The organism is Ramlibacter sp. (assembly GCF_035548915.1).
Taxonomy (GTDB): Bacteria; Pseudomonadota; Gammaproteobacteria; order Burkholderiales; family Burkholderiaceae_C; genus Ramlibacter.
Genome location: NZ_DASZSE010000051.1, coordinates 99,240 through 122,648, shown reverse-complemented (window position 1 = coordinate 122,648; position 23,409 = coordinate 99,240). Strand labels below are relative to the sequence as shown.

At 67.5% G+C, this 23,409-nt stretch carries 26 protein-coding genes; 7 read left to right on the top strand and 19 right to left on the bottom strand.

Going from position 1 to position 23,409, the window contains the following annotated elements; all coding sequences use genetic code 11:
* Position 1: 1 nt before the first annotated feature.
* The 7 genes from VHA82_RS23080 to VHA82_RS23050 form a co-directional block, all read right to left on the bottom strand.
* A complete protein-coding gene (locus VHA82_RS23080; protein WP_325547529.1) occupies positions 2 to 154 on the bottom strand; it encodes a hypothetical protein in 153 nt (50 codons plus the stop codon).
* Between the two features lie 38 nt (positions 155 to 192).
* On the bottom strand, positions 193 to 660 hold the full coding sequence (locus VHA82_RS23075; protein ID WP_325547527.1) for a TerB family tellurite resistance protein: 468 nt from the start codon (positions 658 to 660) through the stop codon (positions 193 to 195).
* An 81-nt stretch (positions 661 to 741) separates the two neighbouring features.
* The gene (locus tag VHA82_RS23070) at positions 742 to 3,756 is read right to left on the bottom strand and encodes a C39 family peptidase (protein WP_325547525.1); all 3,015 of its coding nucleotides are present in this window, start codon (positions 3,754 to 3,756) and stop codon (positions 742 to 744) included.
* 241 nt (positions 3,757 to 3,997) lie between these two features.
* A complete protein-coding gene (locus tag VHA82_RS23065; RefSeq protein WP_325547523.1) occupies positions 3,998 to 4,759 on the bottom strand; it encodes an ABC transporter permease in 762 nt (253 codons plus the stop codon).
* Positions 4,756 to 5,697 (bottom strand): ABC transporter ATP-binding protein, encoded by a 942-nt coding sequence (locus tag VHA82_RS23060; RefSeq protein ID WP_325547521.1) that lies wholly within the window; start codon positions 5,695 to 5,697, stop codon positions 4,756 to 4,758. The genes VHA82_RS23065 and VHA82_RS23060 overlap by 4 nt, the downstream gene beginning before the upstream one ends.
* A gap of 53 nt (positions 5,698 to 5,750) precedes the next feature.
* Complete coding sequence (locus VHA82_RS23055; RefSeq protein WP_325547519.1) at positions 5,751 to 6,083, bottom strand: type II toxin-antitoxin system RelE/ParE family toxin; 333 nt, start codon at positions 6,081 to 6,083, stop codon at positions 5,751 to 5,753.
* Entirely contained in the window at positions 6,080 to 6,352 is a 273-nt protein-coding gene (locus VHA82_RS23050; protein ID WP_325547518.1) for a type II toxin-antitoxin system Phd/YefM family antitoxin, read from the bottom strand. The genes VHA82_RS23055 and VHA82_RS23050 overlap by 4 nt, the downstream gene beginning before the upstream one ends.
* Before the next feature lie 85 nt (positions 6,353 to 6,437).
* Between VHA82_RS23050 and VHA82_RS23045 the strand changes: the two genes are divergently transcribed.
* Positions 6,438 to 7,259, top strand: a complete 822-nt coding sequence (locus VHA82_RS23045; RefSeq protein ID WP_325547517.1) for a hypothetical protein — start codon at positions 6,438 to 6,440, stop codon at positions 7,257 to 7,259.
* Between the two features lie 22 nt (positions 7,260 to 7,281).
* Here VHA82_RS23045 and VHA82_RS23040 read toward each other — a convergent pair whose 3' ends face one another.
* The 8 genes from VHA82_RS23040 to VHA82_RS23005 all read right to left on the bottom strand — a co-directional run bounded on the left by VHA82_RS23040 (position 7,282) and on the right by VHA82_RS23005 (position 14,390).
* Positions 7,282 to 8,562, bottom strand: a complete 1,281-nt coding sequence (locus tag VHA82_RS23040) for a HipA domain-containing protein (RefSeq protein WP_325547516.1) — start codon at positions 8,560 to 8,562, stop codon at positions 7,282 to 7,284.
* Between the two features lies 1 nt (position 8,563).
* Entirely contained in the window at positions 8,564 to 9,088 is a 525-nt protein-coding gene (locus tag VHA82_RS23035) for a helix-turn-helix domain-containing protein (protein ID WP_325547515.1), read from the bottom strand.
* 71 nt (positions 9,089 to 9,159) lie between these two features.
* Positions 9,160 to 9,873 (bottom strand): amino acid ABC transporter permease, encoded by a 714-nt coding sequence (locus VHA82_RS23030; RefSeq protein ID WP_325547644.1) that lies wholly within the window; start codon positions 9,871 to 9,873, stop codon positions 9,160 to 9,162.
* A 26-nt stretch (positions 9,874 to 9,899) separates the two neighbouring features.
* Positions 9,900 to 10,676 (bottom strand): ABC transporter substrate-binding protein, encoded by a 777-nt coding sequence (locus VHA82_RS23025; protein ID WP_325547514.1) that lies wholly within the window; start codon positions 10,674 to 10,676, stop codon positions 9,900 to 9,902.
* Between the two features lie 112 nt (positions 10,677 to 10,788).
* Positions 10,789 to 11,220, bottom strand: coding sequence for a phage tail protein (locus VHA82_RS23020; protein WP_325547513.1), 432 nt, complete (start codon positions 11,218 to 11,220; stop codon positions 10,789 to 10,791).
* A gap of 77 nt (positions 11,221 to 11,297) precedes the next feature.
* Entirely contained in the window at positions 11,298 to 11,723 is a 426-nt protein-coding gene (locus tag VHA82_RS23015; RefSeq protein WP_325547512.1) for a VOC family protein, read from the bottom strand.
* A gap of 143 nt (positions 11,724 to 11,866) precedes the next feature.
* On the bottom strand, positions 11,867 to 13,351 hold the full coding sequence (locus tag VHA82_RS23010) for a fatty acid--CoA ligase family protein (protein ID WP_325547511.1): 1,485 nt from the start codon (positions 13,349 to 13,351) through the stop codon (positions 11,867 to 11,869).
* A 13-nt stretch (positions 13,352 to 13,364) separates the two neighbouring features.
* Positions 13,365 to 14,390, bottom strand: coding sequence for a methyltransferase (locus tag VHA82_RS23005; protein WP_325547510.1), 1,026 nt, complete (start codon positions 14,388 to 14,390; stop codon positions 13,365 to 13,367).
* A gap of 12 nt (positions 14,391 to 14,402) precedes the next feature.
* On the opposite strand from VHA82_RS23005, the gene VHA82_RS23000 reads away from it, so the two are divergent.
* Complete coding sequence (locus VHA82_RS23000; RefSeq protein ID WP_325547509.1) at positions 14,403 to 15,383, top strand: Bug family tripartite tricarboxylate transporter substrate binding protein; 981 nt, start codon at positions 14,403 to 14,405, stop codon at positions 15,381 to 15,383.
* A gap of 3 nt (positions 15,384 to 15,386) precedes the next feature.
* Here the strand turns inward: VHA82_RS23000 and VHA82_RS22995 are convergent, their stop codons facing one another.
* From VHA82_RS22995 to VHA82_RS22985, 3 genes are all read right to left on the bottom strand, one after another.
* Entirely contained in the window at positions 15,387 to 15,992 is a 606-nt protein-coding gene (locus VHA82_RS22995; protein ID WP_325547508.1) for a carboxymuconolactone decarboxylase family protein, read from the bottom strand.
* Between the two features lie 144 nt (positions 15,993 to 16,136).
* On the bottom strand, positions 16,137 to 17,240 hold the full coding sequence (locus VHA82_RS22990) for a polymer-forming cytoskeletal protein (RefSeq protein WP_325547507.1): 1,104 nt from the start codon (positions 17,238 to 17,240) through the stop codon (positions 16,137 to 16,139).
* An 8-nt stretch (positions 17,241 to 17,248) separates the two neighbouring features.
* Positions 17,249 to 18,412 carry an aminotransferase class V-fold PLP-dependent enzyme gene (locus tag VHA82_RS22985; protein ID WP_325547506.1) on the bottom strand — a complete coding sequence of 388 codons (1,164 nt, stop codon included), beginning with the start codon at positions 18,410 to 18,412 and terminating at the stop codon, positions 17,249 to 17,251.
* Positions 18,413 to 18,505: 93 nt separating this feature from the next.
* Between VHA82_RS22985 and VHA82_RS22980 the strand changes: the two genes are divergently transcribed.
* From VHA82_RS22980 to VHA82_RS22965, 4 genes are all read left to right on the top strand, one after another.
* A complete protein-coding gene (locus VHA82_RS22980) occupies positions 18,506 to 19,552 on the top strand; it encodes a potassium channel family protein (protein WP_325547505.1) in 1,047 nt (348 codons plus the stop codon).
* Positions 19,549 to 20,496, top strand: coding sequence for a DMT family transporter (locus tag VHA82_RS22975; protein WP_325547504.1), 948 nt, complete (start codon positions 19,549 to 19,551; stop codon positions 20,494 to 20,496). The genes VHA82_RS22980 and VHA82_RS22975 overlap by 4 nt, the downstream gene beginning before the upstream one ends.
* A 107-nt stretch (positions 20,497 to 20,603) precedes the next feature.
* Positions 20,604 to 20,927, top strand: coding sequence for a hypothetical protein (locus tag VHA82_RS22970; protein WP_325547503.1), 324 nt, complete (start codon positions 20,604 to 20,606; stop codon positions 20,925 to 20,927).
* Between the two features lie 133 nt (positions 20,928 to 21,060).
* Complete coding sequence (locus VHA82_RS22965) at positions 21,061 to 21,564, top strand: RcnB family protein (RefSeq protein WP_325547502.1); 504 nt, start codon at positions 21,061 to 21,063, stop codon at positions 21,562 to 21,564.
* Positions 21,565 to 21,589: 25 nt separating this feature from the next.
* Here VHA82_RS22965 and VHA82_RS22960 read toward each other — a convergent pair whose 3' ends face one another.
* Complete coding sequence (locus VHA82_RS22960; RefSeq protein WP_325547501.1) at positions 21,590 to 22,498, bottom strand: SDR family NAD(P)-dependent oxidoreductase; 909 nt, start codon at positions 22,496 to 22,498, stop codon at positions 21,590 to 21,592.
* A 67-nt stretch (positions 22,499 to 22,565) separates the two neighbouring features.
* Here VHA82_RS22960 and VHA82_RS22955 point away from each other — a divergent pair, with 67 nt between their 5' ends.
* Positions 22,566 to 23,396: a hypothetical protein gene (locus VHA82_RS22955; protein WP_325547500.1), complete on the top strand. Its 831-nt coding sequence runs from the start codon at positions 22,566 to 22,568 to the stop codon at positions 23,394 to 23,396.
* Positions 23,397 to 23,409 lie beyond the last annotated feature (13 nt).

Sequence of the window (23,409 nt, the reverse complement as noted above, 5' to 3'; positions counted from 1 at the left end):
GCTACGGCACGTTGACGTTGTGGTACCGCTCGACCTGGCACTCGTACGACGCCTCGCTGAGGTCGCACGGCGAGGCGGCGTGCATGACAGGGGGTGCGGCCGCGCATCCGGCCAGCGCCAGCGCGCACGCGATCACGAACGAACGCTTCGCCATGATGGCGACTCCTTTTACTGAGCTGGACACTTGCCGCCTCAACCTTCCTGCAGCCCCGCCGCGGCCCGCGCACGCAGCCGCGCCGCGATGTACTCGCCGTGGGGCACGTGCAGCAGTCCCGCGACGCGCGACACGATGTTGCGCTCCCAGGGGTTCGCATCGCCGTCGGCGTAGGCCACCTGCCACATCTGTTCGACCACGCTCACCTTTTCCTCTTGCGTGAGCCGGTCGTTCAGCACGGACGTAAAGGCGAAGAAGTCGTTGGCCTCGCGCGAGCGGCGCTCGGCGAGCTCGACGAGCGAGTCCAGGTCGCGGTCGGAAATCGCGAACCGTTGCCGCAGGGCGCGGCGCACGGCTTCGCGCTCGGCGCTTTGCAAGTCGGGGTCGGCGCGCATGACTTCGACGAGCAGCACGGCCGTCGCGAGATCGAGCGGCGGCGGATTCGCGAGCTCGCCGCGCTCGGGCGCGGTGCCGGTGAGGGATTCGAGAAAGTCGAGCAGCTTCACGGCTCCATTGTGAGCCGAAGCGGCCGCCGGTGGCGAGCGCCGCGTCGGCCGATCGGCAACTTCAATTCTTCAGCCTCTGCTTCACTGGACCAGGAAACTCACGGCCGACGAGCTCCTGCCATCGGGGTTGTTCACTTTCACGGACCATGTCCCGCGATCACTCCCGTTGTTGAACTGGTAGCTGATCTGCCCGCTCGATACGAACGTCAGCTTGCTGGCCGTGCTGCCGATGCTGCCCCCGCTCGGCGTCACGAAGGTGAGCGACGCCCCGTTCTGGAAGTTCGACCCGTTGATGGTCATCGTCTGGTTCGACGACGATGCGGCATACGAGCCCGGCGAGACGCTGCTGATGCTCGGCGCTGCCGTCGCTACGGTCACGCTGACGTACTGCGACCCATCCGAGCAATTCGTCGACGCATTGCGAGCGCAAACGCGCACGCGGATGACGTCGTCGACCGTACCCGGGACGAGGCTGGCCGTGATCTCGCTCACCGAGTTGACGGTCGGCGCCGCGCTGGAGTTCGTCCAGAGATTTGCGCGTCCGCCTTGCCCTCGCATGATCTGCACGACGCTGGTGGAGGAAAAGTTGGAACCTGCGATCGTCAGGACCTGACTCTGATTGTCTGCAATCATTCGAACGGGCGAGATGGAATTAACGGTCACGGGGACGGTATCGACCGACTGGGACTGGAAGAAGCGAGTCTCGGACGCCGCTGAACACCCACCGTCGCTGCACGCGGAAACCGTCCATGAGTAGACCGTTCCGGGCTGCGCCGGCAGCGAATAGCTCGTGACTCCGTTCACAGAAACCTGCAGCACGCGTCTGTTGGCGTAGTAGTCGAGCACGACAAGCCTGTATGAAGACGCGCCAGAAACCGCAGCCCAACGCAGGACCACCGCGCTGCCGGCCACCATGGGTCCCGGCAGACTCGCCAGCCCAGGACTGAGACCCGAAGGCACCGCGGGGATCGCAACGCCGGGCGTCACGCACTCCCCGTTTCGAACGACCTGGAACGAGAGACAGTGCTGCGCGCTGGCTACGCATTGACCGCCGACGAGCGTCTGGTCTCCCGTACAGGTGACGGGCGGCGTTACGCAAATTCCACCGAGAGCGACTTGTGGCGGCTGGCAGGCGACGGTCGAGGTGACGCAAGCGCCGTTCGCGAGGTCCTGATTGGCACTACAGCCGACCGTCAGCGAAAAGGCCTTGACCGCGGTGCGAGACCCATCCGAGGCGTCCTTCGCCTGTGCACTGAATGCGTACGCTCCTCCTAGCGAGGGCGTTCCAGACAAAGTGCCGTCCGATGACATGGCGATGCCCGGCGGAAGAGACCCCGCGCTCTTGCTCCACCGGTACGTTCCGCTGGACGAACCCGAGGCCGAGAGCTTGAGCGAATAGCTGATGCCGATGCTTCCACTCGGCAGGCTGGGGGGTGTGGTGATCGTCAACGGAGGCAATTGCGTTCCAGCCGCGACGTTCAAGGTGGCAGTGGCCTCAGCGATTCGACCCGTCGCGTCGGTCACGCGCGCGTCGAAGGTGAACTGACCGACCTGCCCAGGCGTGCCGGAGATGCTGCCGTCGGAATTCAGGCGAAGTCCCGTGATGGTCTGGTTCGAAAGGAAGGAGACGGATCCGGGCACTCGATAAGTCCATGCATAAGGCGCGGCCCCGCCCCAACTCGCGAGCGTTGCGGAGAACGGCAGACCGACGGTCGCCGTCCCGAGGTTCGTTGTCGACGTGACAATGCCCCAAGGGCCCGCGCAGGTCTTGCAGAAGATGGAGAGGGCCTTGAAGCCTGCCGCTTGCCAGGCTGCGAAGAACGAGCTTCTGGTGAATTTCCGATAGGCTCCGTAGGCGCTGTCTCTCCAATACCGTCCCGGATCGTTCAAGTAGACGTATTGATCGTCCATGCCCACCAGCAGCATGTAGTGGTGGAATCCCCCGGAAATCTGCATCTGGTCCGACGTCTTGTTGCTGAGGGCCTGGAAGTAGACCAGCACGATCACCGGTCGGCCGGCATTGAGTTCCGAATAGAGGCCGTCGAGCGAATGATTGGTGACCGACTGCCCGGTGAGGCCGCTGCCGTCCGCTTCCGCGTAGGCCTTGATGGCCGCCGTGCTCACGCCTGTTCCGGAGTAGGGATAGCTCGCGTTGGGGCTATAAGTGTAGCCGTCGTGGACTTCCGGATGCGCTCCCAGCCAGGTCACCATGTGCTCGATGGCCTGCTCGGAATTGGCCTGCGTGAGCGGCCGGTTCGTGATGAACGCTTCGGCCATCAGATAGGAAGTGGGACCGCAATTGCCCGTGCCGGCCAGCGATGCGTCGTCGACGTTTCTGCATTGTCCCCCCACGGTGTTGCCGGCGGCGTCCTTGTACCAGGGGCAAAAGATGCTCGCGTAGTTCGTCGCGCTCGGAGGCATCTGCGAAATCCAGGGCACGCCGGACAAGATGCGCGAATCGACACCTTGCGAAACGGCAAGCGGCCGCGATCCCGTGGCCGCGGCATTCGCGGCTTCCTGGATGAGGGACCCGGTCGAGAGGACGAACTCGTTGGGCGACGCCGCAGTGGTTTCGATAGCGGGCATTCCGTCGAGCGACGATGGCGACGGCGTGATGAACTGGAGCAGGAGGCCGACGTAAGTGGGAGTCGAACCGAAGGCGCCGCCCAGAACGTAGACGGCGCTGTCCGGAAGTCCCGCCGCCAATGCCCTGTCTCCGACCGCTACCGCGATGTAGGCGCCGCTTTCCGGATAGAAGCGATAGACGAAGGGCCCGGTGTTCGCGGACACGCGATGCGATGGAAAGAATTGCGCGAACCTGCTCTCGACCAGATTGAAAAGCTGCTCGACCGCGTCGATCGGATCGACCCCACCATACGGATCCGCGGTGGGAGCTCTCGCCACTGCCTGTCTCGCGATCGACTTTGCCTCATTGGAGCCTTGCGACGAAGGAATCGAGACGGCATTCAATGCGCTTGGCGGAACGCGCTCGCTCAGAGAATCGTCGGTATCGCCTCCTCCGCACGCGAAGAGCGCAGTGGCCACGACAAGCCAAGTCAGAAGGTACAGACAGCCTCTGGCGGAAAAGCGAAGCATGTGAACTCTCCGAATGCCAAGAGGTCTGGTGCGGTCCGAGCCCGCAATCCGTTTCAGATTCCCGAGGACGTGGGCGAATCCTAGTTCGATGTCCGTGCACGCGCTTCCTCCAACTTGAGGAGCTTGACGATCGAGTATGCAGCGCCTGCGGGTCCCCCGCCAGCTTGGCCGCAGGCACAGGCACAGTTCGGCGGCAGCGGCGCTACGGTGGGGAATCGAAGGGCGTTTCGCCGCCCGCGCTTCAATTCTTCAGCCGGTACCCCGTCCTGAAAATCCACACGACGGTGCCCACGAAGACGAGGAGGAACACCGACGTCATCGCGAGGCTCAATGCCACGCCCACGTCCGAATGCCCGTAGAAGCTCCACCGGAAGCCGCTCACCAGGTACACCACCGGATTGAAGAGCGTCACTTTCTGCCAGAACGAAGGCAGCATGTCGATGGAATAGAAGCTGCCGCCCAGGAAGGTAAGCGGCGTGATGATGAGCGTGGGGATGAACTGCAGCTTCTCGAATCCGTCGGCCCAGATGCCGATGATGAAGCCGAGCATGCTGAAAGTCACCGCCGTGAGCACCAGGAAGAGCAGCATGAAGCCCGGGTGCAGAATCTTGAGCGGCACGAACGCGGCGGCCGTCGCGAGGATGATGAGCCCGAGCATGACGCTCTTGGTCGCCGCCGCGCCCACGTAGCTCACCACCACTTCCAGCGGAGACACCGGTGCGGAGAGCAGCTCGTAGATCGTTCCCGTGAACTTCGGAAAGTAGATGCCGAACGACGCGTTGGTGACGCTTTGCGTGAGCAGCGACAGCATGATGAGCCCGGGCACGATGAAAGCGCCGTAGCTCACGCCGCCCACCTCGGGAATGCGCGAGCCGATCGCGGAGCCGAACACCACGAAGTAGAGCGCGGTGCTCACCACGGGCGAGACGATGCTCTGCAAAAGCGTGCGGAAGGTGCGCGCCATCTCGAACGTGTAGATCGCGCGGATGCCGGGGATGTTCATGCGCGCTCCTCCTCGGCCTTCAGAAGCCCCACGAAGATGTCTTCCAGCGAGCTCTGGCTCGTCTGCAGATCCTTGAAGGCGATGCCCGCGCGGTCGAGCTCCTCCAGCAGCTCGGCGATGCCGGGGTGTTCGTCCTGCGCGTCGTAGGTGTACACGAGTGCCTGCCCGCCGGGGGCGAGCTGCATGCCGCGCGCCGCGAGCGCCGCCGGCACGGCGGACAGCGCGTGCGCGAGCTGCAGCGTGAGCTGCTTCTTGCCGAGCTTGCGCATGAGCGTCACCTTGTCTTCCACGAGCACGAGCCGCCCCTTGTCGATGACGCCGACGCGATCGGCCATCTCCTCGGCCTCGTCGATGTAATGCGTGGTGAGGATGATGGTGACGCCGGTGTCGCGCAGGCTCCTCACGAGCTGCCACATTTCCTGGCGCAGCGTCACATCGACTCCAGCCGTGGGCTCGTCGAGAAAGAGCACGCTGGGCTCGTGCGCCAGGGCCTTCGCGATCAGGAGGCGCCGCTTCATGCCGCCCGAGAGCATGCGAATCTGGTTGTCCTTCTTCTCCCAGAGGGTGAGCGCGCGCAGCACCTTCTCGATGTGCGCCGGATTCTTCGCCTTGCCGAAGAGGCCCCGGCTGAATGCGCAGGCATTCCACACCGTCTCGAAGGCGTCGGTCGTGAGTTCCTGCGGCACGAGGCCGATCATCGAGCGCGCGCGCCGCCAGTCGCGCACGATGTCGTGGCCGTCGACGGCGATGCGTCCCGAGGTCGCGGTGACGATGCCGCACACGATGCTGATGAGCGTCGTCTTGCCCGCGCCGTTGGGGCCGAGCAGCGCGAATATCTCGCCGCGGCGAATGCCCAGGTCGACCTGGTGCAGCGCCTGCAAGCCCGAGGCGTAGCGCTTGGAGACGCCTTCGATGGTGAGGATGATGTTGTCCTGCATGGGGCGGGACGATACGCGAAGTTCGCGGTTGGTGCTCGGACCGTTCAGTGCCCTCAGGGCCGCAGCAGTCGCTTTTGCAGCAGAGAGTGCATGTCTCGCCGGCCGTCCGCGATGAGGTAGACCGTCACATCGTTGCGGTCGATCCCGTACACGATCCGGTATGGCTTGAAGTACGTTTCCCGGAACTCGCGAATGCCGATCGCAAGGAGTTCCTTTGTACAGGGATGGGGCTCCGGAAGAGTGGCAAGGCTTTCGATCGTTCGCCCGATACGATCCAGCACATACTCCGCCTTTTGCGGTGCGTCGTGAAAGGCGACGTACTCGAAGATTTCATCCAGGTCGCGCGCCGCATCTTCCGTGAGGATCACGCGGCAGCGGCGCGTCACTTCTTTCGCCGGCCGCGGACTGCCGCGAGCGCCTGCTTCACCGTGTAGACCCTGCCTTGCTCGACCTGGCGCCTGCCCAGTGCAATGATCTTCAGCAGAGAGAGTGCCTCCTGGTCGGTCTCGTACGAGGCCAGATCCTGCATGACGGCGGCCGCCTGGCCGTTCTGGGTGATGAGCAACGGCTGCCGGGTTTGCGCGAGCTGCTGGATCACCTGAGCGGCATTCGCCTTGACGTAGCTGATGGGCTTGACCTGGGTCGAGTAACGCATGACCGAATATAGTCTTTATCCGGACCCCTCGCAATTTGGGCGCCCGCTTGCCTTGGGTGGAACGGGAGTGCATAGTGCGCAAGCCATGAAGATCACGCGCCTGCCTGCCTCGCTCGCCTGTCTCACCTGTCTCGCCACGCTGCTCGCCGCGCTCGCCGGCTGCGCCTCCACGGATGGCCTCACGGCGGACCGCATCGGCGCCGTGCTGTCCGCGCCGGACCGCTCCGCCGGCGACCGCTTCAACGACATCCGGCGCCACCCCGCCGAAATGCTCGCGTTCATCCGCGTGCGGCCGGGCATGACGGTGCTCGATGTGAGCGCGGCGCGCGGCTATACGTCGGAGCTCCTCGCTCGCGCCGTCGGCCCGACCGGCAAGGTCTACGCGCAGAATGCACCCCGTCGCGAGAATGCGACGCCGCCCGCGCAGCCGGAAGGCCAGGCCGCCCCGCTGCCTGCCGGCACGCCGCCGCCCTTGCCCACGCTCGCGGAGCGCACGCGCAATCCCGCGCTTGCTCACCTGGCCGTGGTGTCACGTCCTTTCGAGGACCCCGCGCCGCCCGAAGCCATCGGCCATCTCGATCTCGTCACGCTGATGTTCAACTATCACGATTTCGGCCATATGGGTGTCGATCGCGCGAAGTTGAATGCGGCAGTCTTTCGCGCGCTCAAGCCGGGCGGCGTGTACGTGATCGCCGATCATTCGGGGCGGCCGGGCACGGGCATCTCCGAGGCGGGCACGCTGCATCGGGTGGAAGAGGCTTTCGTTCGCAGTGAAGTGGAAGCGGCGGGCTTCCGGCTCGCCGAGGTCGGCAACTTCATGCGCAACCCGAACGATCCGCGCGACAGGAACACGCCCGTGCCGCCGATGCCCAAGGATGAATTCGTGCTGAAGTTCGTGAAGCCGTGAGGCGAGAGCCGGCTGCGGCCGGCTACGGCGCCTGCGCCAACTCGAACGCCGGGGCCATCCACTCCTGCTCTCTTTGCGAAACACCGAGCCTGCCCGCGAGCACGCGCCATTTCGCGACGACGGCACGAAAACGCTCGATGATCGCGGCCGCATCACGAGGCTTCACCCGAAAATATCCGGCGACGTCTCGCGCGAGTTCCACGTCGCGCGCGTTATCCGACTCGCTCACGTTCAGGCGCAGCCCGCCGCCTTCGGGCGAGGGATTCATGTCGTAAGCCTGCGACAGGCGCCACCCCTTGCCGGGCACGAGCAGGAAGCCGTGATTGCGCAGGTGATCGTCCGTGTTGGATACGAGCATGTTGAAGACGATGCGCGACCAGAGTTCCTTCAGGTCAACGGCCGTCTGCGCACCGTACCGGATGAGGACTCTCGCGATTTCGAGGTAGCTCGCGCCGCTGGAAGCATCGTCGCCGTCCTGGTGATCCGTCAGCGTCATCGCCGACGCGAAGTGCAGTCGTGCTCCGGCCGATGTGCGATCGAACCGCCGCACCATGAAGGTATGTCGATCGCTGCCGAACCTCTGCGCCCTGGCGGGCGACACCGCGAGGCCGCATGCGACGGCCAGCGAATGCACGACCAGTTCCCATGCACCCACGTCATGCGAGTCCCGAATGCTCGGAAACTTGGCGATCCAGAGGTTGTTGTGCTCGTCCGCCACGCTCGCCTTCGGACGTGCGCCGCCGAGCGAGCCGCCTGGCGCCACGAGCATCCTCAGCCATTCGTCGATGCCGGGTTCCCGGCCCGTCAGGGATTCGTCCTCCAGGGCCTGGCTGGCCGCTTCCAGCTCCCGCAGACGGACAAAAGGCGGCGCGGCGACGCCGTGCTGGTTATCGAGGAAGGGGCCCTCCTCCTGCAGGCGAAACCGCAGGGCACCCGCGCGAAACGCATCGTGCACACCGAGCAGGTAGTCCGACTCCTGAAGGCGATAGCTGCGCTCGACGCTGCCCGCGCGCTTCAGCCGATCCAGCCGCCTCTGCATGAGCAGGCGCCCCCAGCGATCGGGGCTGGCATCGGCGAACACGCCGAAGTTCGCAGCACCCCTGGTTGCGTGCTGCGGACCTTCGAAAGCACCGATCCGCGGGTCCAGCTGGACACCGGTGAGCGACGCATCCTCGAGCGCATCCTTCGCGAATTCGAACTCGAACAGTTCGCGCGCGCTTCCTGTCCGGGCGTGAAGCGTGCCCAGGCGGCGAGGGCCCGCCAACCCTTGCCAGTCGGCGTAGACGAACATGCGCCGCGGCACGTCAGGTCTTCCTTCGCCCACGCCGGCCGGCGCTTGCAGGCGACGGCGCGGGCGCAGGGACGATCAGCTTCGCAAGGTCCTGCGCACTCACGCCGCTCGCACTCGCCTTGCGTCGCGATGCGGCCGATGCCGCGACGGCAGGCTCGAGAGTGGGTGGAGGCGACGAAGGCGCTTGCCGCGAAGGCACGATCTTCGACTTCTGCACCGCGGCTGGAGGTGCCGGCGCGCGCGCAGGCGACTGCCGCAGCCGGCTGTCCTGCAAGTCCCGGCCGATCGCGTCCTGTGTCGCCAGATGGTCGATATCCGCCTCGAGCCCGAGTACCTGCAGCACCGCCGCATAGGCACCGATCGTGACACCCGGTCCGCCGCGCTCGATGCCGCGAAGCGTCATCGGCGACATCCCGGCGCGCTCTGCCACGTGGCGCGCGGTGAGCCTGCGCCTCAAGCGCGCCAGCCGGATGCGCTCGCCCAGGTCGTGCAGTCGCCGCTCGGTCGCGGGCAGCAGGGGGGAGGAGCGCTGGGCCATGAAATTATTCTAGCGATATCTCCGTGTTTTCGCCAGAATAATGGCGTCTTTGGCGCGATTCGGCAGGCTGTCTAGGCCAGCGCATAGCGCCGCTCCAGCGCATCCGAAAACCGCGTCGTCACCGTCGTCAGCGCGAGATAGATCACCGCCGTGGTCGTGAGCGTCGCAAGCGGCTGGAAGGTCGCCGCCTGGATGCGGTTGCCGACATTGGTGAGTTCGACCACGCCGATCGCATACGCCAGCGACGAATCCTTCAAAAGCGCCACGACGTTGTTCACGAGCGGCGGCAGCGCGATCCGCGTCGCCTGCGGCAGCACGACGCCCGCGAACGCGTGCCGGCGATTCATGCCGAGCGACTGCGCGGCAAGCGTCTGGCCGCGCGGCACCGCCATCAGCCCCGCGCGGATCGCCTCCGCGTTGTACGCGCCCACGTTCAGCGAAAGCGCCACGCAGGCCGATGCGAAATCGCTCAACTGAAGCGCGGGCACGAGCGAGGGCAACGCGAAGAACACGAAGAGCACCTGCACGATGAGGGGCGTGCCGCGGATGATCCAGAGGTAGGCGCCGGCCGCCCAGCGCAACGCGGCCACGCCCGACAGCCGCCCGAGCGCGGCAAAAAGCCCGAGCAGAAGGCCCGCCGCGCCGGACACGAGCGTGAGCAAGACCGTGACGCGCGTTCCCTCCGCGAAGAGTTGCGCGTTGCCGCCGATCGGCTCCGGCGCCCAGGATAGAGGAATCGCGATCAGCCACAGGATGAGCACCATCCCCGCCGCGCTGGCCAGCATGCCGGCCGTGCCGCGCGACCGCGCGATCACTTGCACCGCACGTCCTCGTGGAACCACTTCTTCGAGATCGCGGCGTATGTGCCGTCGGCCATGATCGCCGCGAGCGCGCGGTCGATTTCCGCGACGAGCGGCTGGTTGCCCTTGGCCACCGCCGACGCGATGCGCTCCACGAAGAGGAAGTCGCCCATCTTCATGCCCGCGCCCGGGTGCGCGGCGAGCGCCTGCTTCGCGACGAAACGGTCGGTGACCCATGCGTCGACGCGCCCGGTGGCAAGCGCGTTGCGCGCATCGGCATCCTGCGGGAAGTTCTTCACCTCCGCCACGCCCGCGATCTTCTTCACGTTGTCCAGATAGGTCGTGCCCGTCTGCACCGCGACTTTCCTGCCCGCGAGATCCCCCGCGCCGCGGATGCGCGAGTCCTTCGCCACGATCACGCCGCCGGAGCAGTAGTGCGGATCGGCGAACGTGACGGCCTTCGCGCGTTCCTCCGTGATGCCGTGCGATGCGATCACCATGTCCCAGCGGCCCTGCTGCAGGCCGGCGAGCAGTGCGTCGAAGCCGATGGCCTTCCACTCGGGCTTCACGCCCATCTTCGCCGCGATCGCATTCGCGACGTCGATTTCGAACCCCGTGAGCTGCTTGCCCTCGAAGAAGTTGAACGGCGCGAACGCGCCTTCGGTCGCGATGACGATCCTGCCGTCCTTGCGTATCTCTTCGAGCGTACGCGCATCGGCGGGCGCGGCAAGTGTCGCGGCCAGGGTGAAGAGCGCCAGCGCGCGCGCTGCCGTTCGAAGCAGGTTCATGGTGTCGCCTCCAACTCGCCAACAGGGGGAGATGGAGCTTAACCGAGGGTCGCCGGGCACGCGAACCCGGCGCGAACCCGGCGCGACCCGGCGCGAACCGACGGAGGCCGCGTCAGGAAGCGCCGGTCTTCACCCCGCCGTGCGAGAACCCGATCGTCTCGAAGGCCACCCTCTTTCCCTCGGACGCCGCTTCAGCGCCGACGATCGTGACGGGGCGCGCCGATGCGACCGTCCACGTCATCATCGTGTTGCCCAGATCGTCCTTCATGCGGATCGTCAATGGCTCGGCCGCGTCGGCGGCCGAAAGCTGCGGAGGCGCGTCGTCGCCGCGCTCGAACGTTCCCCGCTTGATGACGACGTGGTCCGGCGCTTCCCCAGCCGTTGGCGCATCGGCCGCGAAGTCACCGAGCTTCAGGCCGGGCGTGCGCACGTCGAGGCCCGACACCTCCTGAAAGGTCAGCATGACCGCGCCCCACTCGGCTTCGAAGTGGAACTTGGTGCCCGAGAAGACCGGCGGTGTCTCCCTGGAAATATCGGCAGGCATGGCTCGCTCCCTTGGCTTGAACAGATCATGAAGCTTACATCGCCGAGACGACGCGGCCCCAGGAACTCCTCGGCTAGTTAGTCCGCGCCCTGCTCCATCCCGCCGCCGCTCACCATCCACGGGGTGCCGAACCGGTCGGTGAGCATTCCGAACGCCTTCGCCCAGAAGGTCGGGCCGATCGGCAGGACGACCGTGCCGCCCTCGGCGAGCGCCGCGAACTTCTGCTTCGCCTCTTCGGGGCTCGCGTAGTACAGCGACAGCGAAAAGCCCTGCATCGGCTTGCCCTGCCCCGCGGGCGTGTCCGACGCCATGAGGTTGCGGCCATCCACCGTGAGGCTCGTGTGCATGATGCGATCGGCCGAGCCGGCGGGACACTGCTTGGGGTCGGGCGAATCGCCGTACTTCATCATCGGCTGCAGTTCACCGCCGATCACGCCCTGGTAGAAGCGCATGGCTTCGGCGCAGTTGCCGTCGAAGAAGAGATAGCTGTCGAGCATGGGCATGGAATTTTCTCCTTGGCTGAGGTTTGCGAAAAGATGCGAGGCCGCACGGCCCGGCGAAACTATGACGGATGATTCCCCCGAAATCGACAGGATCGTCGCCGCCCGAAGAGAAAGATGAAGATGAAGATGAAGAGTGAGGCGCCTCAGACCTTCCGCAGCGCCACCTTCGCCGTGATCCGGATCACTTCGGGCACCGAGACCTTGCCGAGCGTCGTCCTCGGCAGCCTGGGGAAGAGGTACACGGCGCGCGGAGCGCGAAACCCCAGCTGCTTCCGGGCGAACTGCGCGAGCGCTTTCACGTCCGGCTGCACGCCCTCCTCGAACACCACGGCACATACCGGCACGTCCTGGTGGACGGGGTCGCCGGACGGAAAAGCCACGGCTTCGGCGATGCCCGGAAAGGCGAGCAGGCAGTTCTCGATTTCCACCGGGTAGATGTTCACGCCGTTGAAGATCATCATGTTGTCGGACCGGCCGCAAAAGACGATCTGCCCGTCGGCCGTCGCGCGCCCGAGGTCGCCCGGCCGGAACCAGCCGTCCCTGAACGCGCCGTTCTCGGGCAGGCCCGGGTCCCAATAGCCCGACACGACCGAGCGGCCGCGAATCTCGATGAGCCCCACCTCGCCCGCCGCGACCGGTTCGCCGGAGTCGCTCACCAGCCGCACCTCGGAGCGGCTGGAGGCGACGCCGACCGTCCCGGGCGTCGTGCGGATCATCTCCGGCGTGGCCGCGGTGGCATACCAGCATTCATTGGTGCCGTAGCCCACCCACAGGTTGGGTGTGATCGCCTCCATCACGCGCCGCCGGAGCGGCTCGGAGATGGTCGATCCCGCGATGGTCATCATGCGCAAGCGCGGCAACACGGGCTGCCTGGCACTTCCCGCCTGCGCGAGCAGCATGTCCGCATGGACGGCCGTGGAGCTGATCACGGTCACGCCCTCGCGCCCGGCGCGGTCGATCGCCTCGGCAATCGGAAAGTCGCCAAGGATCGTCGAGCCGCCGCTTTTCAGCACGGAGAGGAACCGGTGCATCGCCGAGGCGAATTCTAGGTGGACGAGCCCCAGGCTCACGTCGCGCGCGGTGAGGCCCAGGGTCTCGATGGTGTCGAGCACGCGGTTTTCCATCTGCTCGCACGTGATGGGAATGAGCTTGCTGCGCCCGGTCGAGCCGCTGCCGCCGATGATCATCGCAAGCCCGTCGCCGCGCGGCGCCGCCGAGCGCGGCGAGGCGGCTTCGCGATCCGAATCGCAACCGACGAGAAGCGATGCCGTCGCATCGAGGCGCCTGCCCGGGTTGTCGGTCAACAGGATCGTCGCGCGCGCCTCGCCGATCCATTGCGACGCCAGCTGCGCCGTCTGCGATCGCGGGATCGCGATGAAGGGCACGCATTCCTTCATGAGCGCCAGCGCGGTGAGCGCGAGCTCGAACTGGGAAACGAAGCGCAGCGCGGCGATCGCCTGGCTGTCGATGCCGCTCTCGCGCAAGGTCGCCGCGCGCCGGTTCACGAGCGCGTCGAGCTCGGCGTAGCTCAGCACGCCCCCTTGCCAGCGCACCGCCGTCGCGCCTTCGCCGGCTTCGCCGCCTTCGCCGCCGCGAGCCATGCACCACTCGTAGAGATTGGCTGTCATTCCGAACTGCTCCTTAGCTTGCCGCGCGACATTCGACGAGGCTGAAATCCCCCGCGGTGCGCGTCATGCCGGCCACTTCGATGCCCGCGCGACGCGCGAGCGCCGCGTATTGTGCGAGCGTGCGTTCGCGGCCTCCCGTGACGAGGAGCATGTGCAGGTCGATCATGTACGCGCCGTCGCTCACGCCTTCGCACAGCACGCGCTCGACGATCACGAGCCGCGTGTCGTCGCGCATCGCACGGCGGCAGTTCGAAAGGATCGCCACGGCCTCGGCGTCGCCCCAGTCGTGCAGCACGCTCTTGAGCAGCAGACAGTCGGCGGCCACCGGCACCTCGCGGAAGAAGTCGCCCGCCACGAGCTGCAGCCGCTCGCCGAAACGATGCTGCCTCGCGGCGAGCGTGTGCGGCTGCTCGAAGAGCGTGGCTCGCAGGTGCGGCCAGCGCTCGAGGCAGGCTTCCACCAGGGCGCCGCTGCCGCCTGCGATGTCCGCCACCGTGCGATGCATCGACAGATCGAGCCGTTGCATGATCTGCCCGAGCACCTTGCGCGATTCGCCGCCTTGCCATGTGTCGAAGATCGCGCCTTGCTCCGGACGATCGCGGCGGTATTCCCAGGGCGTACAGCCGAAGACCTTGTCGAACGCTGTTTCGCCCGTGCGCACGGCCTCGGCGATGCGCGCCCACGCCGGCCAGTACTGCTCGACGCTCAGGCGCGCGTAGGGATGGACCGACATCGGATGCGCCGGGTCCAGCAACGCGCCCCGCTCGGTGACGCGATAGGTCGCATCGTCTTCACGCGCGAGGAGGCCGAAGCGCACGGCTGCGTCCAGCAGCCGCGCGAGCGCCGAGGCATCGGCGCCCAGGCGCTCGCACGCGCGCTCGCAGGTGTCGGCGCCATCACGGATCAGGCCGACGACGTCGAGCGCGGCAAGGGCATGGAGGACCGCGCCGCGCTGGAAACCATTGAGGTCCGCGGTGAGTTCGGCGTGGATTCGCATCTCGGCGTTAGGATGTCCGGCAACGGACTCGGTTCGATTCATTTGGAGCCATGCATGTTTCGAAGGGATTTTCTGTCATTCCTCGGCGGCGCGGCGTGCGCTCCGGCCCTCGCGCAGGGCAACGTCGCCCAGACGGGGCGTTTCCAGCCCGGCGCGCCGGTGCGGCTCGTCGTGCCCAACGATCCCGGCGGGGCGATGGACATCATCGCGAGGCTGCTCGCGTCTGCGCTCGCGCCGCTCTGGAGTCCGGCCAACGTGATCGTCGACTATCACCCCGGCGCGGGGACCGTGCTCGGCACGAACTTCGTCGCGAAGTCGCGACCCGACGGCCTCACGATCGGCATGATCGCCACGCCGCACGTGATCAACCCCGCGATCCGTTCGTTGCCGTTCGACCCGGAACGGGACTTCGTGCCGCTCACGCGCATCGGCACGTCCGATCTGCTGCTCTCTGCATCGCCGGCATTCGGCGCCGACCGTCTCGCGGACGCGCTCGCCCGCGTGAAGGCCAACCCGGGCAAGTACAGCTGCGCGACCGCAGGAGCCGGCAGTTCGATGCACTTCGCGCTGGAGATGCTCAAGCAGCGCGCCGGGCTCGAGCTGCTGCACGTGCCGTTCAAAGGCTCGGGCCCCGCTTTCATCGAGCTTGCCGCGGGACGCATCGAATTCCTCGTGGAGCCGGTCTTCTCGAGCATGCCCCACGTGAAGGCGGGCCGCCTCGTGCCGCTCGCCACCAGTGGGCGCCAGCGCAGCCGCTACCTCCCGCAGGTGCCCACCCTGGCCGAGACATTCCCGGGCCTGTTCGTGGAGAGTTTCTTCGGCCTCGTGGCGCCCGGCGGCACCGACGGCACCGTCGCCCAGCACATCGCGGCGGACGTCGCGACCGCCCTCGCCAATCCGCAGGTCGCCGAGCGGACCGACGCAATCGGCATCGCGGTCGCGCCCATGCCCCCGGCGGAATTCGCCGCGTTTCTTTCGTCGCAGACCGAGCGGTGGCGGGAGGTCGCGAAGAAGGCGGGCATGCGGATCGAGTAGGCCTCAGCCGCCCGCGCGCCGCAGCGCGTCGAAGGTCATCGCGAAGGTTTCGTTTTCGACGCGGCTCGTTCGCACGAGGAAGGCGATCACGTGGTAGAGGCCCGCGACCGCGGCCACTTCGAGGATCTGCGCGTCGCTGAAGCCGGCCGAACGCATGCGCTCGAAGTTCGCGTCGCCGATCTCGGCGCTTGCCGAACAGAGCTCGTCGACGGCCGCGATCAACACCTGCTCCTGCGTGCTGAAGAGCTCCCCCGGCTTGTCGTCGAAGGTGAGCGAGTGCAGCCGCTCGCCCGCGAGATTGAATTTCGCGCCGAAGAGCTTCGCGTGCACGCCCCATTCGTACTCGGCGCCCTTGCGCGCGCAGACCCGCTGGATCACGATTTCCCGCTGGCTCGCATCGAGCAGCCCCGACTTGAACACGAGGTTGCCCATCGCGCGCAGCAGCTTCAGCACTTCGGGGTGGTGGGCGAGCGTGGTGAAGAGCTTGAGCGGCTCCATGCCCGGCGGCATGAGGGCGGCGAGGATCGACTCGGTCTCTTCGGGCCGCGGCGCGGGCAGCGGCGCGATGCGCGGTGGAGTGGGTGGTGAAGTGCGTGCGGGCGTGCTCATGCTTGCATGCTACGCCTGTGCGCACCCGCCACTGGGAACACCCTGGATCCCCGCCTTCGCGGGGATGACGATCTGCCGGGATGACAGTCTGCCGGGATGACGGTTTGCCGGTCTGCCGGTCTGCCGGTCACGCCCCCGGATCGGTCAGACCGCCTTGCGCGCGAGCCCCCAGCGGCTGAACAGCTCGAGAAGCAGCGCACCCAGACCCGCGAGGCTCATCAGAGCGATCAACAAGCCGCCCGCGAAGGGCACCAGATGCAGCAGCACGACGCCCACGAGCGCCACCGCCACGTAGCCCATGACCTGCGAATAGCCCTCGACATCCTCGTGGCGCACCGCGCGCGCGAGGAGCCGCGCGAGAAACACCACGCCCAGCACGAAACCCGCGAGGAGGAGCACCGGATAGGCCGCCAGCGTGACGAGCGCGAGCGGGATGCCGAGGATCGTGATCATCATCAGCACCGCCGCGACCGGCACCGCGAGGAGCACCGCCACGCCGACCGCCAGAGCGAGCCAGGGCGACGCGCGAACCCGTTGCGCCGCCCGCAGGGCGAACGCGGGGAACAGCACCATGAAAAGCGCCGCGCAGGCGAGCAGGCCCAGGTAGACCACGACGCTGCGCACGAGCCAGGCAAGCGGCGATTCGGGCTCGCGTTCCCTCAGCGTCCTGCGCGGCGACCCTGCGTCGCGCGCGATGCCGCCACCGATGGCCGCACCCTCGGCTTTCTTCAGTTCGTTGCGCGAGGTGTAGGCGAGCGTGCCGCCGATCTTCGCTTCGGGGCCGAGCTCCACATCCTCGGCCTGCACGCGCACGTCGCCGCCCACTTCGCCGTTGATGGTGAACTTGCGCGCCGAACCCTTGAGATCGCCTTCGATGCGGCCGTCGACGACGACGTCGCCCGCATAGATGCGCGCGTTCTTGCCGATCACGGCCTGCTTCGACAGCGTGACGTTGCCGCCCGCCGCCATGAGGTCGCCCGCGACCGCCGCATCGATGCTCACGTTGCCGCCCGCGGCGGCCAGGTCGTCGCCGACCGCAGAGCGCACTTCGACGGCACCGCCGGCGATGGCCGCATCGCCGCGGACCGGCTCATCGATCAGCACGTGGCCGCCGAAGGCCATGAAGTCGCCCTCGATCGGACGCGCGGAGCGCACGTCGCCGCCCGCGAGGAACGTGTCTCCGCCCGCATGCGCTGCACCCGCCCCGGCGACGAGCGCGCCGAGCACGACGAGCGCGGCCGCGCGCATGGTTTTCCTCAGGCCGCCTGCGCCGCGCGGGCGCTTTCGGCCACGACGCCCAGGCGATCCAGCGCCGCCTCCAGATGCGCCACCGTGCGCTCGACGTGGTGCCACTTCTCGAGACCGAAGAGGCCGATGCGGAACGTGCGGAAGTCGGGGCCCTCGTCGCATTGCAGCGGCACGCCGGCGGCAGTCTGCAGCCCCTCGCCGATGAACTTGCGCCCGGACTGGAGTTCGGGGTCGCTCGTGAAACTCACGACGACGCCCGGCGCCTGGAAGCCCGCGGCGGCCACGCTCGCAAGCCCCCGGCTTTCGAAGAGCGCTCGCACCTTTCGGCCAAGCTCCTGCTGCTCGGCCTTCACTTTCGCGAAGCCGTATTCGCGCGTTTCCTTCATCGTCGCGCAAAGACGCGTGAGCGCATCGGTGGGCATCGTCGCGTGGTACATGTGCGCGCCGCCCTCGTAGGCTTCCATCACCTGGAGCCACTTCCGGAGGTCCATCGCGAAGCTCGTGCTCGTCGTCGCGTCGATGGCGCGGCGGGCGCGTTCGCTCAGCACCACCATCGCGCAGCAAGGCGAGCTGCTCCAGCCCTTTTGCGGCGCGGAGACGAGCACGTCGACGTTGCACGCCTGCATGTCGACCCACATGGCGCCGGAGGCGATGCAGTCCAGCACGAACAGGCCATCCGCCTCGTGCACCGCGTCGCCGACCTTTCTCATGTAGTCGTCCGGAAGGATCATGCCGCTCGCGGTTTCGACGTGCGGCGCGAAGACGACCGCGGGCTTCGTCTCGCGGATGGCGCGCACGACCTCTTCCACCGGCGGCGGCGCCCAGGGCGACGTGGGCGCGCTGCCCTGCCGGCTCGCCTTCAGCACCGTCGAGGACTTCGGGATGTTGCCCATCTCGAAAATTTGCGTCCAGCGATAGCTGAACCAGCCGTTGCGGATCACGAGCACGTCGCGCCCCGTGGCGAACTGGCGCGCGACCGATTCCATGCCGAAGGTGCCGCTGCCGGGGACCAGCACGCTCGCGTGGCCGCGATAGACCTCCTTCAGGATCGAGGAGATGTCGCGCATCACGCCCTGGAAGGCGCGCGACATGTGATTGAGGGCGCGATCGGTGTAGACGACGGAGAACTCGAGCAGTCCTTCGGGGTCGACGTGGGGGAGCAATCCGGGCATGGTGCGGTCTCGTGGTACTGGCGGTCGGGACAGCTTAGCACTTCGCGCGCCGGCCTCCCAACGGGGCCCAACGTACAATTTTTCGCCAGGAGCATGGACTCGATACGCACACCGGACCCCTTGCACAAGGTCTTTCGCAGCCGGCACTTTCGCGGCCTCGTGAGCGGCGGCGCCGTGCTCGTGCTCGTGCTGGCGGCGGGCACGGTCGGCTACCACGTGATCGGCTGGCCGCATGCCTCGTGGGTCGACAGCTTCTACATGACCTTCATCACGGTGGCCACGATCGGCTACGCGGAAGTCGTGGACCTGAGCGCGTCGCCGGCCGGCAGGCTCTTCACCGTCGCCATCGCCGTGGTGGGCATCGCCACCATGAGCTATCTCTTTTCCACCTTCCTCGCGCTGCTGATCGAGTCCGACCTGAACGAAACCTTTCGGAAGAAACGCATGGATCGCCACATCGCCGCGCTCGTCGGCCACTACATCGTGTGCGGCATGGGCCGCGTGGGCAGCAACGTCGCCGAGGAGCTCGTGAAAACCGGGCGAGCGTTCGTGGTGATCGAATCCAACCTCGCCGCGATCGAGGCGTGGCGAGAAAAGCACCCCGACACGCTCTACCTGAACGCCGACGCGGCCGACGACGAGGCGCTTCGCAAGGCGGGCGTCGCGCGCGCCGCGGGCGTCTTCGCGGTCACGGGCGACGACAGCCACAACCTGATGGTGGCGCTCTCGGTGAAACTCCTGAACCCGAAGGCGCGCGTGGTCGCGCGGCTGCACGACGTGCGCAACGCCGACAAGGCGCGCCGCGCGGGCGCCGACGAGATCGTCTCGCCGGACTTCACGGGCGGCATGCGCATCGCCTCCGCGATGGTGCGACCCCACGTCGTGAACTTCATGGACCAGATGCTGCGCAGCGACGAGGGCCTGCGCGTGGAGGAGGTGGTGGTGCCCGCGGGATTCGAGCCGCGCAGCGTGTCCGAACTCCTGCCGCGCTCGCCGCACTACATGCTGATGGCCCTGCACGAGAACGGGCAGTGGCGCTTCAACCCGGAGGAGAGCCACATCGTGCAGCCGGGCGTGGCGCTGGTGCTGATGACGAGCCCGTACGGACGCACGTTCGTCGAGAAGCTGGTCGGCTCATGACGCAGCCCGCGGCTGTGCTCGCGGCTTCCTGGGCCTGGATCCCGATCGTGGTGTGGGCCGCGCTCGCGCAGACCGCGCGCAACGCCGCGCAGCGCTCGCTCATCGCCCGGGCCGGCACGCTCGGCGCGACGCTCGCGCGGTTTCTCTACGGCATCCCATTCGCCCTCGCCTGGGTGGCCGTGCTCCACCTGGCCTCGCCCGCGCCGGGCGATCTCCCGCCGTTTCGGCTCGCCTACTTCGCCTGGCTCGCGCTCGGCGCGGTCGCGCAGCTCGTGGCCACCGCGGCGATGCTGCTGGCCATGAAGCAGCGCAACTTCGTGGTGGGCGTCGCCTTCTCGAAAACCGACGTGCTGCTCGTCGCGCTCTTCGGCACGCTCTTGCTGCGCGAAGTGCCGGGCTGGCTCGCGGTGCTCGCGATCGCGATGGCGACCGCGGGCGTGGTGATGCTCTCGCTGCCGAGGACGCACGTGGCCTCCGCGGGAGCCGAGGGCGGCTGGCTCGCGGCCTCCTGGGGACTCGCCTCCGGCGCGGGCTTCGCCTTGTCCGCGGTGGGCTATCGGGGCGCGGCGCTCGAGTGGGCCGGCGCGTCGCCCGGCGCGTCCCCCTGGTTCGTTTCGGGCTGGGGCGTACTCCTCGGGCAGTCGCTGCAGACGCTGCTCCTGGGCGGCTGGCTCGCGTGGAAGTCGCCGCAGTCGCTGCGCGCGACCGCCACGGCCTGGCGCGTGTCGATCGCCGCCGGGGCGATGGGCGCGCTCGCATCGGTCGGCTGGTTCGCCGGATTCGCCCTGACCTCGGCCGTCAACGTACGAGCGATCGGCATGGTGGAGGTGGTCTTCAGCTACCTCGTCTCACGCCGGCTGATGCGCGAGCACCTCGCGCCCACCGAGCGGCTCGGGCTCGCGCTCGTGATGGCGGGACTCGCGGCGCTCGTGATCCAGGCCTGACCCGGCCGCGCCGGCCCTGAACAAGGATCGGCCGCACACCCGGCGGCGCCGCGATCCTACGATGCCGCCTTGTCGCCCGCGCGAAAAATCCTCACACTGAGGCTACCGTGCAAGAGACCGCCTTTCGCACCTTGCTGTACCGCTATTTCTTCTTCGGCTGGCTGTTCAGGGACGCGAGCCGCGGCAGCATGTTCGAACGGATGGCCGCGTGGCGCCACAACCAGTCGCAGGCCCGGTGGCTGCCGACCTACATGCGGCGGTGGGTCTGGTGCGGCCTGCTGCTCTACGGCCTCGGGCACCTGTTCGAATGGACGTTCAACGCCCCGGGGCTCTCGGCCTGCTTCTACGTGCCGAGCGCGCTCGCCGTGCCCGTCAATGCGGTGATCGGCGCGGCGTGGATCGGCCTGAAGACCTTGCCGGGGCCGTTCTGAGGCGAGCAGGCGGTGGCTCGTGACAAATTCCCGCAGGCCGCGCACACATCTCGTCACCGCGCTTTGCCGAGCCTTCGCCGCGCCGACATGCGGGGGGATCATCATGAAGCCATCGGATAAAGGAGTACCTACCATGAGGATGATGAAGTCCATTGCCACCGTCTGTGCCGTCGCGACCGCCGCGATGAGCTTCAGCGGCGCCGCCCTCGCGCAGGACCACGAACGCCATCACCACGGCGACGCAGGCCGTGCCGAGCACCAATGGGATCACCGCGGCCACGGCGGCGGCGGCCCCGTCGTCACCGCGCCTTCGAACCAGCACCACCGCGACTGGAACGGGCACGCGCAGTACCAGCACGGCTGGTCCGGCCACCGCGAGTACGCGCCGCACTACGTCTACCGGGACACGCCGCACTACGTCTACCGCAACGCCCCGCGCTACGCGTATGGGCCGAGCTGGCGCGTGGGCGGCTACTACAGCGGGCCGCGCTACATCGTGAACAACTGGGGCGCCTACCCCGGCCTCTATGCGCCGCCATACGGCTACCAGTGGGTGCGAACGGACACGGGCGACTTCCTGCTCGTCGCGATCGCGACCGGGCTGATCGCGAACCTGCTCGCGCACTCGAACTTCTGACGGCCCCGGCCCCGCCTGCCGCAGCTCAACCGCGCGCGGCGCGCGCGAGCTGCATCTCGTTCATGCTCTGCGCCGCGCCGCTGCCGGGCACCGTCTCGCCGGCGCGGTCGCGCACGGCCGGGAGTTCCAGCGCGAGGCGTTCGGGCACGTTCGGCCCGATGCCGATGTGGCGTCCGGCCGTGAGCGTGACGTTGGCCGCCTCGAACGTGCCCGCCCCGGCGCACAGGATCGTTCGCGTGGGCGCATCGTCCGAGGCGAGCACCAGCATGGCGGGCACCACGGCCTCGGGTCCGAACCTGTCGAGCATGTCGCCCGGAAAGATGTCCTGCGTCATGCGCGTGGCCGCGGTCGGCGCGAGGCAGTTCACGCGGATGCCGTACTTCTCGCCTTCGAGCGCAAGCGTCTGCATGAGGCCCACGAGCGCCATCTTCGCCGCGCCGTAGTTGCTCTGGCCGAAATTGCCGTAGAGGCCGGTCGAGGAAGTCGTCATCACGATGCGGCCGTACTTCTGCTGCTGCATGAGCGCCCACACGGCCTTCGTGCAGTGCACCGCGCCCATGACGTGCACGTCGATCACGAGGCGGAAGTCGGCCATGTCCATCTTCGCGAAGCTCTTGTCGCGCAGGATGCCCGCGTTGTTCACGAGGACGTCGACGCGGCCCCAGGTGTCCACCGCCTGCCGCACCATCGCCTCCACCGCCGCGAAATCCGTGACCGATGCGCCGTTGGCGATCGCCTCGCCGCCGGCCGCGCGAATCTCGTTCACGACCGCCTGCGCGGCAGAGGTCGAGCCGCCCGAGCCGTCGACCGCGCCGCCCAGGTCGTTGACCACCACTTTCGCGCCGCGCGCGGCGAGCGCCAGCGCGTGCTCGCGTCCGAGCCCACCGCCCGCGCCGGTGACGATGGCCACTCGGCCCTTGAAATCCAGTGACATGAACTACTGCTCCAACGTTGACCGAAGCGGCACAATGTAGCGCATCTCAACCAGCGCAGGAGTCGCCATGGCATCCACGGTCGTCTACGGGCACGAGTGGGGACGAGCGATCGACCAGGGGCTCGCACCCGAGAACTTCGAATTCGTGCTGCTGTGCGAGGGCGACTCCTGGATGGATCGCAGCAGCCCGGCGCAGCTGTCGCTGCCGTGGGCACTGCAGGAAAGCTTCGATGCGAGCGGGCACAACGCGCTGCTCGTGAACCTCTCGCACTTCGGCGACACGATGGTGCGCATCGGCGAGCACGTGAACGGGGAATTCCTCGAATGGGTGTCGTCCAACCGGCTTTACCGCGCGATCCTCGTGAGCGCGGGCGGCAACGACTTCATCGACGCCGCGCTCGATCCTCCGGTGGGAGAAGGCCTGCTGAACGTCCATCGGGCCGGCATGACGGGTGCGGACCACGTGAACGCCACGGCGGTGAAGCAGCTGCGCGACGACTACCTCCACCGGCATTTCGCAACGCTCGTCGACGCGGTGCGCCACAGCCCGCAGGGCGACGTGAAAATCTACCTGAACAGCTACTGCGTGCCCGTCGCGCGCAACGCGCCGGCGTATCCCGGCGGGAAGTCGTGGCTCGCGCGCGCCTACACGAACCACGGCATTCCGGCATCGCTTTGGCCCGCGGTGACCGAGGAAGTCTTCCGGCAGATCGGGCTTGTCGTGCAGGACTGGGCGGCGAGCTACGCGAACGTGGTGCAGGTGCCCACGACGCTCGCGAACCTCGATCCCGCAACGGCCGCGACGGGCTCGAGCGGCGACTGGGCGAACGAAATCCATCCGAACGCGAAGGGGTGGCGCAAGCTCGCGCCGGTGTGGCGGCAGACGATGGGGGTCTGAACCCCTCGGGAAG

Bases quoted from the DNA above. Each gene is read 5' to 3' on its own strand.
- VHA82_RS23080 (WP_325547529.1), bottom strand. From the start codon at position 154: ATGGCGAAGCGTTCGTTCGTGATCGCGTGCGCGCTGGCGCTGGCCGGA.
- VHA82_RS23070 (WP_325547525.1), bottom strand. From the start codon at position 3,756: ATGCTTCGCTTTTCCGCCAGAGGCTGTCTGTACCTTCTGACTTGGCTT.
- VHA82_RS23065 (WP_325547523.1), bottom strand. From the start codon at position 4,759: ATGAACATCCCCGGCATCCGCGCGATCTACACGTTCGAGATGGCGCGC.
- VHA82_RS23060 (WP_325547521.1), bottom strand. From the start codon at position 5,697: ATGCAGGACAACATCATCCTCACCATCGAAGGCGTCTCCAAGCGCTAC.
- VHA82_RS23050 (WP_325547518.1), bottom strand. From the start codon at position 6,352: ATGCGTTACTCGACCCAGGTCAAGCCCATCAGCTACGTCAAGGCGAAT.
- VHA82_RS23045 (WP_325547517.1), top strand. From the start codon at position 6,438: ATGAAGATCACGCGCCTGCCTGCCTCGCTCGCCTGTCTCACCTGTCTC.
- VHA82_RS23035 (WP_325547515.1), bottom strand. From the start codon at position 9,088: ATGGCCCAGCGCTCCTCCCCCCTGCTGCCCGCGACCGAGCGGCGACTG.
- VHA82_RS23030 (WP_325547644.1), bottom strand. From the start codon at position 9,873: ATGCTGGCCAGCGCGGCGGGGATGGTGCTCATCCTGTGGCTGATCGCG.
- VHA82_RS23025 (WP_325547514.1), bottom strand. From the start codon at position 10,676: ATGAACCTGCTTCGAACGGCAGCGCGCGCGCTGGCGCTCTTCACCCTG.
- VHA82_RS23020 (WP_325547513.1), bottom strand. From the start codon at position 11,220: ATGCCTGCCGATATTTCCAGGGAGACACCGCCGGTCTTCTCGGGCACC.
- VHA82_RS23015 (WP_325547512.1), bottom strand. From the start codon at position 11,723: ATGCCCATGCTCGACAGCTATCTCTTCTTCGACGGCAACTGCGCCGAA.
- VHA82_RS23010 (WP_325547511.1), bottom strand. From the start codon at position 13,351: ATGACAGCCAATCTCTACGAGTGGTGCATGGCTCGCGGCGGCGAAGGC.
- VHA82_RS23005 (WP_325547510.1), bottom strand. From the start codon at position 14,390: ATGAATCGAACCGAGTCCGTTGCCGGACATCCTAACGCCGAGATGCGA.
- VHA82_RS23000 (WP_325547509.1), top strand. From the start codon at position 14,403: ATGTTTCGAAGGGATTTTCTGTCATTCCTCGGCGGCGCGGCGTGCGCT.
- VHA82_RS22995 (WP_325547508.1), bottom strand. From the start codon at position 15,992: ATGAGCACGCCCGCACGCACTTCACCACCCACTCCACCGCGCATCGCG.
- VHA82_RS22990 (WP_325547507.1), bottom strand. From the start codon at position 17,240: ATGCGCGCGGCCGCGCTCGTCGTGCTCGGCGCGCTCGTCGCCGGGGCG.
- VHA82_RS22985 (WP_325547506.1), bottom strand. From the start codon at position 18,412: ATGCCCGGATTGCTCCCCCACGTCGACCCCGAAGGACTGCTCGAGTTC.
- VHA82_RS22980 (WP_325547505.1), top strand. From the start codon at position 18,506: ATGGACTCGATACGCACACCGGACCCCTTGCACAAGGTCTTTCGCAGC.
- VHA82_RS22975 (WP_325547504.1), top strand. From the start codon at position 19,549: ATGACGCAGCCCGCGGCTGTGCTCGCGGCTTCCTGGGCCTGGATCCCG.
- VHA82_RS22965 (WP_325547502.1), top strand. From the start codon at position 21,061: ATGAGGATGATGAAGTCCATTGCCACCGTCTGTGCCGTCGCGACCGCC.
- VHA82_RS22960 (WP_325547501.1), bottom strand. From the start codon at position 22,498: ATGTCACTGGATTTCAAGGGCCGAGTGGCCATCGTCACCGGCGCGGGC.
- VHA82_RS22955 (WP_325547500.1), top strand. From the start codon at position 22,566: ATGGCATCCACGGTCGTCTACGGGCACGAGTGGGGACGAGCGATCGAC.